General features: G+C 71.3%; 5 protein-coding genes. All 5 read right to left on the bottom strand.

Translation table 11 applies throughout. The features are described 5' to 3' along the window. Positions 1–188: 188 nt before the first annotated feature. Positions 189–1,688 (bottom strand): PQQ-dependent sugar dehydrogenase, encoded by a 1,500-nt coding sequence (locus ACIBF5_RS32585; protein WP_396816737.1) that lies wholly within the window; start codon positions 1,686–1,688, stop codon positions 189–191. Between the two features lie 111 nt (positions 1,689–1,799). Beyond that, positions 1,800–2,264, bottom strand: a complete 465-nt coding sequence (locus tag ACIBF5_RS32580; protein WP_396816736.1) for a nuclear transport factor 2 family protein — start codon at positions 2,262–2,264, stop codon at positions 1,800–1,802. Positions 2,265–2,354: 90 nt separating this feature from the next. Continuing rightward, entirely contained in the window at positions 2,355–2,900 is a 546-nt protein-coding gene (locus ACIBF5_RS32575) for a nucleotidyltransferase domain-containing protein (protein ID WP_396816735.1), read from the bottom strand. Positions 2,901–2,937: 37 nt separating this feature from the next. Beyond that, positions 2,938–3,396 carry a hypothetical protein gene (locus ACIBF5_RS32570; RefSeq protein WP_396816734.1) on the bottom strand — a complete coding sequence of 153 codons (459 nt, stop codon included), beginning with the start codon at positions 3,394–3,396 and terminating at the stop codon, positions 2,938–2,940. A gap of 146 nt (positions 3,397–3,542) precedes the next feature. Further along, positions 3,543–3,938: a cyclase gene (locus tag ACIBF5_RS32565; RefSeq protein ID WP_396816733.1), complete on the bottom strand. Its 396-nt coding sequence runs from the start codon at positions 3,936–3,938 to the stop codon at positions 3,543–3,545. Positions 3,939–4,049: the final 111 nt, after the last annotated feature.

The following is a 4,049-nucleotide window of genomic DNA, read 5'->3' as shown; positions in this document are numbered from 1 at the left end:
GGGGGGGGGGGGGGGGGGGGCGGGGGGGGGGGGGGGGGGGGGGGGGGGGGGGGGGCGGCGCGCCCCCCCCCCCCCCCCCCGGGGGGGGGGGGCCCCCCCCCCGGGCCCCGGCGCCCCCCCCCCCCCCCCCCCCCCCCCACCGGGTACGGCTGTCGTCGTGCCGGCGGTGCACCGGCCGGCACGACGGGTCAGCCGGCGCCGCAGACGGTCCCGTTGAACCGGAACTCGGCTGGTCGCGGTGTGTTGCCTGAGTGGTTTGCCTGGAAGCCGAAAGTCGCCGTGCCGTTGGTGGCGATCGAGCCGTTCCAGTTGACGTTGCGGGCGGTGACGTTCTGCCCCGACTGGGTCAGCTGGGCGTTCCAGCCGTTGGTGACCTGCTGGCCGCCGGTGAACGCCCAGGTCAGCGTCCACGAGGTGACCGCCGGTCCACGGTTGGTGATGGTCACGTTCGCGGTGAACCCGGCCGCCCACTGGTTGGTCTGCCAGCCGACGGTGCAGGTGGTGGGCGGTGGTGTGGTGGGCGGCGGTGTGGTCGGGGGAGGGGTGGTGGGCGGTGGTGTGGTGGGCGGTGGTGTGGTCGGGGGAGGGGTGGTCGGCGGCGGTGTGCCGTCGACCGGCGGGAACCGCAGGATCCGGTCGTCGGTCGCCGCCGGTGTGCCGCGTCCGTCACGGTTGCTGGTGGTCACCCAGAGCGAGCCGTCGGGGGCGTAGACAACCGTACGCAGCCGCCCGTACGTGCCGGTGAGCTGAGCGACCGGCGTTCCCGCGCCGCCGCTGCCGTTGAGCGGCACCGTCCAGAGCCGGGCACCGCGCAGCGCGGCGACGAAGAGCCGGTTGCCGGCGATGGCGGCGCCGCTGGGGGACGCCTCGGCGGTGGTCCAGGTGACGATCGGGTCCCGGAAGCGCGGATCGTTGGCCCGGCCCTCTACGGTCGGCCAGCCGTAGTTGCCGCCGGGCACGATCTGGTTGACCTCGTCCCAACTGTTCTGACCGAACTCGCTGGCGTAGAGCCGGCCCTGCGCGTCCCAGGCCAACCCCTGCACGTTGCGGTGGCCGAGGCTGTAGACCAACGAGCCGGCGGTCGGGTTGTCCGGCGGCGCGCTGCCGTCGGGACGCATCCGTAGGATCTTGCCGTTACGGCTCTGCGGATCCTGCGCGCTGGCGGTCTGGCCGGCGTCGCCGACTCCGGCGTAGAGCATTCCGTCCGGCCCGAAGCCGATCCTCCCGCCATCGTGCACGGTCGCCCGGGCCAGCCCGGTGAGGATCGGCTGCTGGGTCTGCGGCGCGGTCAAGCGGAACCGGACGATCCGGTTGTCGCTGCTGGAGGTGAAGTACGCGTAGACGTACCCGTCCTGTCCGTAGCTCGGCGAGACCGCGAGCCCGAGTAGGCCGGCTTCGCCGCCAGCGGCCACCCCGGAGATCTGGGCTACCTGCTGGGGCGGCTGACCGGACCGTACCTGGAGCACCCGGGCGCTGTTCCGCTCGGCCACCAGTGCGCTGCCGTCGGGCAGGAACGCCAGTCCCCATGGGGTCTGCAGCCCGGTGGCGACCACCTGGGGGCGGGTGAAGTCGAAGTCTCCGATCGCTTTGGTGCCGATTCCGTCGGTCGTGGACGCGTTCGCGGCGACCAGTCCGGCGACACCGACGCCTAACGCGGTGGCTAATCCGACGATGAGGCGACCTCTCATCTCCCATCCTCCCGTTGGTTACGGTGACAACCGTCTATATAATGACAGCGGTCAATGTAACACGGATCCGTGGGAGCGCGCCCAGTGCGGTGGTGGCTCAGTCCCGGCGGTTCAGTCCCGGCCGGCCAGGAACTCGTCCAACCGCTGCCGACCGGTCTTGCGGAGCACCCGGCGGCCGGCCGGCGAGAGAGCCAACAGTCGTCCCTTCAGGCCCAGGGCCTGTGCCGCCCACCGCTGGACGTCGAACTCGTCGCGATGGCTCAGGATCAGACCGTCGGCGAAGGTGAAACGCGCGCGTACGTCGTTGCGCACGGTCCGACCGCCGAACGGGTACGTGGCGATCCAGCGCGCGGAACCCTCGTGGTCGTCCGCGACGATCTCCGAGACCTCGACCTTCGCCCGAGCGCGCGAGCTCAGCATCGCCCACATCCCCCGTACCTCGCGCGCGTCGAGATCGGGAAAGAGCGGGTCGGAGAAATGGGCCCGATCCGAATAGCTGGCGCCCATGCTGGCGCCGTCGCCAGAGGCCAGGGCGGCATAGAACCGGGTGAGCAGGGTGACGTTGGGATGTTCCACGGAGATACCTCGTTCTCGGTGCGCGTCGGCCGATCCCGCCGACGTCGGTTCCCGGCCGCCTTGCCCCGTCAGCCGGTGGGGTGGTGCCGCTCAGCCCTGCGAGATCGCCTGGCGGAGCAGGAGGATATCGGTCCGGTCCTTGTCCCGGCGCGGCATCCCCGGAACCCAGACCGGCATCATCTCCTTGATCTCGATTTGGGCGGCCGGCGCGATGATCGGAGCACAGACGTTCCCGAGCCTGCCCGGCGGCGAGTCGAGCATCCCCTCCGGCCACGGTTCACCCGCGTACGGCCCGGCGGGCACGACCACCTGCCCCGTCGCGTCCCGGCCGAGCAGGGCGACGCCCAGTTCCACGTCGCCCCGGAGGAAGTCGCGTTGCCGCTCCCGCGCCGCGGTCCCGGTCGGCCGGAAATCGAGTTCGGCCAGGGCGACCGTCAGCCGCCAGGCGTCGGCGGCCCAGCAGAACCAGTCGACGTCCAGGTGCTCCCGGGTCCGCGTTCCGAGGAAGAAGTCCATCGCCCAGCCGCCACGGAGCCAGACCTCGATCCGCTCCCGCTCGGCCAGCGCCACGACCTCGGCGATCGCCTCCAGTTGACGTACGGTGAGATCGTGCTCGTCCGGCGCCCGCGTCGACATCCGGCGTCCTCTCCTCGATCGCCGGACCAGGGGTGACTCAGTCGTCGCTGGTCAGCGTGAACAGCCACTGTGCCGGGTCGGCCGGTCGGCGGCGACGCGGCCGGAACTGTGTCCGACCCAGACCCTGCCCGGCGTCGCCGAACGAGAACTCGTACGACTCGATCTTATCCGCGGTCGCCGCCACCCGGAGCGCGCCGAGGAACGGCTCGATCCACTGACTCCGTCCCTTCCCCCAGATCATCATCGCCCGGATCTCAAGCGCGACGGGCGAGGTGACCGTGACGGTGTCGGGCAACAGGCCGTCCACGTACCGGTGGCGGGTCCAGCCGGGATGCTCGCGGAGCAGACCGTTGAGAAACCATTCCAGTTGGGCGCAGACCCGCTGCACCCGTTCCTGGCCGGCGGCCGAATCACGGTCGGTCATGCCGAGATACGCCCGCACCCCGACCGCCAGTTCCGCGCGAAGATCGTCGAGTGCGTCGTCGGATTCACCCATGTCGGCACCACCGCGACGGACAGGCATTCAGGTCGGGCGCATTCATGGTGTTCAGTCTGGCCCAGATCGCGAACTATTTCTGCCCGACGGACCGGCGGCACCCGGCAACGGCGCGAACCGGCGGGGCATCCGGCCCGCGCGGTGGGTCAGCGGGCCGGACCCGCCCGGTCGAGCGCGTCCAACAGATAGGCGTTGCGTCGTTCGATCAGCCGGCACATGTAGCGGCGGAGGAAGAGCGTCGTCACCACCCGGCCGATCAGCCCAGCCGGTGCGGTGAACTCGATCCGGTCGACCATCACCGTGCCGCCGGCCGCATCGGCGCCGCCGGCAGGGGCATCCTGGAACAGGTGCTCGTGGTACCAGTGCCGGAACGGGCCGCTGACCTGCTCGTCGACGAACCGGTACGGCCGGTCGTACGCGCTGATCCGTGAGGTCATCCGCCAGGTGATCCCGAAGTGCCTCGCCGCCCAGGTGACCGTCTCGCCCAGCGCCATCGGACCGTGGGCGACGCCGGCCACCACCCGTTCCCGGGCGGCCGACATCGACGCCGTGTGCGCGCAATGCCGCTTAGTTAGTGCGGTGGGTGATCGGGTGGCGGCGGATAGTCATGGCGGCGTGGCGGGACATGGAACAACGGAACTACCGGTATGACT

The sequence above is a fragment of the Micromonospora sp. NPDC050417 genome (assembly GCF_044458865.1).
Classification (GTDB): Bacteria; Actinomycetota; Actinomycetes; order Mycobacteriales; family Micromonosporaceae; genus Micromonospora_G.
This window is presented reverse-complemented; position numbering and strand designations above follow the sequence as displayed.